The 5,308-nt window shown below is 56.7% G+C and carries 3 rRNA genes; all 3 read right to left on the bottom strand.

Annotated elements, in window-relative coordinates:
• Positions 1–9: 9 nt before the first annotated feature.
• A 5S ribosomal RNA gene (gene rrf, locus E1202_RS30915) occupies positions 10–126 on the bottom strand.
• 124 nt (positions 127–250) lie between these two features.
• A 23S ribosomal RNA gene (locus tag E1202_RS30910) occupies positions 251–3,326 on the bottom strand.
• 240 nt (positions 3,327–3,566) lie between these two features.
• A 16S ribosomal RNA gene (locus E1202_RS30905) occupies positions 3,567–5,089 on the bottom strand.
• Together the 16S, 23S and 5S rRNA genes form the textbook arrangement of a ribosomal RNA operon.
• Positions 5,090–5,308: the final 219 nt, after the last annotated feature.

The following is a 5,308-nucleotide window of genomic DNA, read 5'->3' as shown; positions in this document are numbered from 1 at the left end:
TAAGGATTGTGTCGGCGGTGTCTTACTCTCCCACACCCTAGCGAGTGCAGTACCATCAGCGCTGGGGAGCTTAGCTACCGGGTTCGGAATGGGACCGGGCGGACCCTCCCCGCCATCGCCACCGACAACCCTGAACCCCACCCACACAGAGCGGGAAACTCACAGGTGCCAATCTGCGTTGACACAAATATTGAGTTAACAACCATGGGTTGTTGTCTCAGATATCGTATAGTGGGTGCGTAACATCTTCGTGAGCAAGTCCTCGGCCTATCAGCACCGGTCAGCTCCACACATTACTGTGCTTCCACATCCGGCCTGTCAACCCGGTCATCTACCGGGGGCCTTAACCCACAAAGGGGTGGGAGACCTCATCTAGGAACAGGCTTCCCGCTTAGATGCTTTCAGCGGTTATCCCTCCCGAACATAGCCAACCAGCCGTGCTCTTGGCAGAACAACTGGCACACCAGAGGTTCGTCCGTCCCGGTCCTCTCGTACTAGGGACAGCCTTCCGCAAGTCTCCTACGCGCGCGGCGGATAGGGACCGAACTGTCTCACGACGTTCTAAACCCAGCTCGCGTGCCGCTTTAATGGGCGAACAGCCCAACCCTTGGGACCAACTCCAGCCCCAGGATGCGACGAGCCGACATCGAGGTGCCAAACCATGCCGTCGATATGGACTCTTGGGCAAGATCAGCCTGTTATCCCCGGGGTACCTTTTATCCGTTGAGCGACACCGCTTCCACCAGCCAGTGCCGGATCACTAGTCCCTGCTTTCGCACCTGCTCGACCCGTCAGTCTCACAGTCAAGCTCCCTTATACACTTACACTCAACACCTGATTGCCAACCAGGCTGAGGGAACCTTTGGGCGCCTCCGTTACCCTTTGGGAGGCAACCGCCCCAGTTAAACTACCCACCAGGCACTGTCCCCGATCCGGATCACGGACCCGAGTTAGATGCCCGGAACGACCAGAGTGGTATTTCACCAACGACTCCACACCCACTAGCGTGAATGCTTCACAGTCTCCCACCTATCCTACACAAGCCGAACCAAACACCAATACCAAGCTATAGTAAAGGTCCCGGGGTCTTTCCGTCCTGCCGCGCGAAACGAGCATCTTTACTCGTACTGCAATTTCACCGGGCCTGTGGTCGAGACAGCGGAGAAGTCGTTACGCCATTCGTGCAGGTCGGAACTTACCCGACAAGGAATTTCGCTACCTTAGGATGGTTATAGTTACCACCGCCGTTTACTGGCGCTTAAATTCTCCGCTACACCCCAAAGGGCTTTACGGGTCCTCTTAACGTTCCAGCACCGGGCAGGCGTCAGTCCATATACATCGCCTTACAGCTTCGCATGGACCTGTGTTTTTAGTAAACAGTCGCTTCTCCCTGGCCTCTGCGACCACCACCAGCTCCCACCGAAAAAGTGTTCACCAGCAGTGGCCCCCCTTCTCCCAAAGTTACGGGGGCAATTTGCCGAATTCCTTAACCACAGTTCACCCGACCGCCTCGGTATTCTCTACCTGACCACCTGTGTCGGTTTCGGGTACGGGCCGTGCACACACTCGCTAGAGGCTTTTCTCGGCAGCATGGGATCACTCACTTCACCACAACGGCTACGCATCACCCCTCACCCACAAAGTGTGCGGATTTACCTACACACCGGGCTACAGGCTTACACCAGTACTACCACTCACTGGCAGAGCTACCCTCCTGCGTCACCCCATCACTTGACTACTATCCCTTCGGGTCCCATGCAGTCCCCAGCCTTGTCCGAAGACGCAGCCGGCTTCCGGATGGTTAGCATCAGAAACCTCATCATGGGCGCATATGCACGGGTACGGGAATATCAACCCGTTATCCATCGACTACGCCTGTCGGCCTCGCCTTAGGCCCCGACTCACCCTGGGCGGACGAACCTTCCCCAGGAACCCTTGGTCATCCGGCGGAAGAGATTCTCACTCTTCACTCGCTACTCATGCCTGCATTCTCACTCCCACACAATCCACACCACGCTTCCGCGGACGCTTCACCTCGTGCAGGACGCTCCCCTACCCAACCCAACAAAAGTTGAATTGGCATGGCTTCGGCGGTGCGCTTCAGCCCCGCTACATTGTCGGCGCAGGACCACTTGACCAGTGAGCTATTACGCACTCTTTCAAGGATGGCTGCTTCTAAGCCAACCTCCTGGTTGTCTAAGCGATCCCACATCCTTTCCCACTAAGCGCACACTTGGGGGCCTTAGCCGATGCTCTGGGCTGTTTCCCTCTCGACGACGAAGCTTCTCCCCCGCCGTCTCACTGCCACACTCAACTCAGGCGTATTCGGAGTTTGGCTGATCTCAGTAACCCGTGAAGGCCCATCAACCAACCAGTGCTCTACCCCACCCAAGCAACATGCGACGCTGCACCTAAATGCATTTCGGGGAGAACCAGCTATCACGGAGTTTGATTGGCCTTTCACCCCTACCCACAGCTCATCCCCCAGGTTTTCAACCCTGGTGGGTTCGGGCCTCCACACGGTCTTACCCGCGCTTCACCCTGGCCATGGGTAGATCACTCCGCTTCGGGTCTACACCACGCGACTCACACGCCCTATTCAGACTCGCTTTCGCTCCGGCTACCCCCAACGGGTTAACCTCGCCACGCAGCAGTAACTCGCAGGCTCATTCTTCAAAAGGCACGCCATCACAGTTGCTAAGACTGCTCTGACGGATTGCAGGCACATGGTTTCAGGAACTATTTCACTCCCCTCCCGGGGTACTTTTCACCATTCCCTCACGGTACTATCCACTATCGGTCACCAGGAAGTATTTAGGCTTAGCGAGTGGTCCCGCCAGATTCACAGCACCCTCCACGAAAGCGCTGCTACTCGGGAACACCACCACACACCGGCCACGCATTTTCGTCTACCGGACTCTCACCGTCTCTGGTCAGGTTTCCCAACCTGTTCAACTAACACGCAACCCAATGCTGAGAGGTCAGTAGCCCTCTCCAACGATGTCCCACAACCCCGCACACGCAACCCCTACCAGGTATCCCACGCGCACGGTTTAGCCTCTTCCGCTTTCGCTCGCCACTACTCACGGAATCACCAGTGTTTTCTCTTCCTACGGGTACTAAGATGTTTCACTTCCCCGCGTTCCCCCTCACACCCTATATATTCAGGCATGAGTAACCCGACATCACTCGGGCTGGGTTTCCCCATTCGGACACCCTCGGATCACAGCTCGTTTGACAACTCCCCGAGGACTATCGCGGCCTACCACGTCCTTCATCGGCCCCTGGTACCAAGGCATCCACCATGTGCCCTAAAAAACTTGGCCACAAAGATGCTCGCACCCACTATACAATTCTCAAACAACAACCCGAGAAACAACCACACACCCACCAAGGGCGCGTGGTGTGTCCTCTCAGATACCCAACAGTGAACTGCCCCAACCAGCACCAGCCAGCCAGACGATTAGTGTGTTCCACAATCCATCGAGCACCCAGACAGCACCACACTCGGATGCTAAATCCGGGAAACTCCCGGCACGATGACCAGGGTTTATGTTGCTCCTTAGAAAGGAGGTGATCCAGCCGCACCTTCCGGTACGGCTACCTTGTTACGACTTCGTCCCAATCGCCAGTCCCACCTTCGACCACTCCCTCCCAAAGGGTTAGGCCATGGGCTTCGGGTGTTACCGACTTTCATGACGTGACGGGCGGTGTGTACAAGGCCCGGGAACGTATTCACCGCAGCAATGCTGATCTGCGATTACTAGCGACTCCGACTTCACGGGGTCGAGTTGCAGACCCCGATCCGAACTGAGACCGGCTTTAAGGGATTCGCTCCACCTCACGGCATCGCAACCCTCTGTACCAGCCATTGTAGCATGTGTGAAGCCCTGGGCATAAGGGGCATGATGACTTGACGTCATCCCCACCTTCCTCCGAGTTGACCCCGGCAGTCCCCTACGAGTCCCCGGCATAACCCGCTGGCAACATAGGGTAAGGGTTGCGCTCGTTGCGGGACTTAACCCAACATCTCACGACACGAGCTGACGACAGCCATGCACCACCTGTACACCAACCACAAGGGAAACCGTATCTCTACGGCTGTCTAGTGCATGTCAAACCCAGGTAAGGTTCTTCGCGTTGCATCGAATTAATCCACATGCTCCGCCGCTTGTGCGGGCCCCCGTCAATTCCTTTGAGTTTTAGCCTTGCGGCCGTACTCCCCAGGCGGGGCGCTTAATGCGTTAGCTACGGCACGGAAACGGTGGAACCCATCCCCACACCTAGCGCCCAACGTTTACGGCATGGACTACCAGGGTATCTAATCCTGTTCGCTCCCCATGCTTTCGCTCCTCAGCGTCAGTATCGGCCCAGAGACCCGCCTTCGCCACCGGTGTTCCTCCTGATATCTGCGCATTTCACCGCTACACCAGGAATTCCAGTCTCCCCTGCCGAACTCAAGTCTGCCCGTATCGACCGCACGCCCACAGTTAAGCTGCAGGTTTTCACGGCCGACGCGACAAACCGCCTACGAGCTCTTTACGCCCAATAAATCCGGACAACGCTCGCACCCTACGTATTACCGCGGCTGCTGGCACGTAGTTAGCCGGTGCTTCTTCTACAGGTACCGTCACCCGAAAGCTTCGTCCCTGTCGAAAGAGGTTTACAACCCGAAGGCCGTCATCCCCCACGCGGCGTTGCTGCGTCAGGCTTTCGCCCATTGCGCAAGATTCCCCACTGCTGCCTCCCGTAGGAGTCTGGGCCGTGTCTCAGTCCCAGTGTGGCCGGTCACCCTCTCAGGCCGGCTACCCGTCGTCGCCTTGGTAGGCCACTACCCCACCAACAAGCTGATAGGCCGCGGGCTCATCCTGCACCGCCGGAACTTTCCACACACAGACCATGCGGCCGTGTGTCATATCCGGTATTAGACCTCGTTTCCAAGGCTTATCCCAGAGTGCAGGGCAGATTACCCACGTGTTACTCACCCGTTCGCCACTAATCCACCACCGAAGCGGCTTCATCGTTCGACTTGCATGTGTTAAGCACGCCGCCAGCGTTCGTCCTGAGCCAGGATCAAACTCTCCAACAATGCTTTGTTGAAACAATCCCAGCACACACTCAACAACCCAAAGGCCGGAGCGTGATACTCAAAGAAACCACCAACCACCAACACGATCACTCGCATCACTGGTCAGGGGCATAAAAGAACACTAACCAAAACAGTCCACTGTTGAGTTCTCAAAGAACACACCCACACCATCGCCACAACCCCATTCAGGGCCATGAACTCCGGGGAGTCATTTCCTCG

This window comes from Saccharopolyspora karakumensis, assembly GCF_004349225.1.
Lineage (GTDB): Bacteria > Actinomycetota > Actinomycetes > Mycobacteriales > Pseudonocardiaceae > Saccharopolyspora > Saccharopolyspora endophytica.
This window is presented reverse-complemented; position numbering and strand designations above follow the sequence as displayed.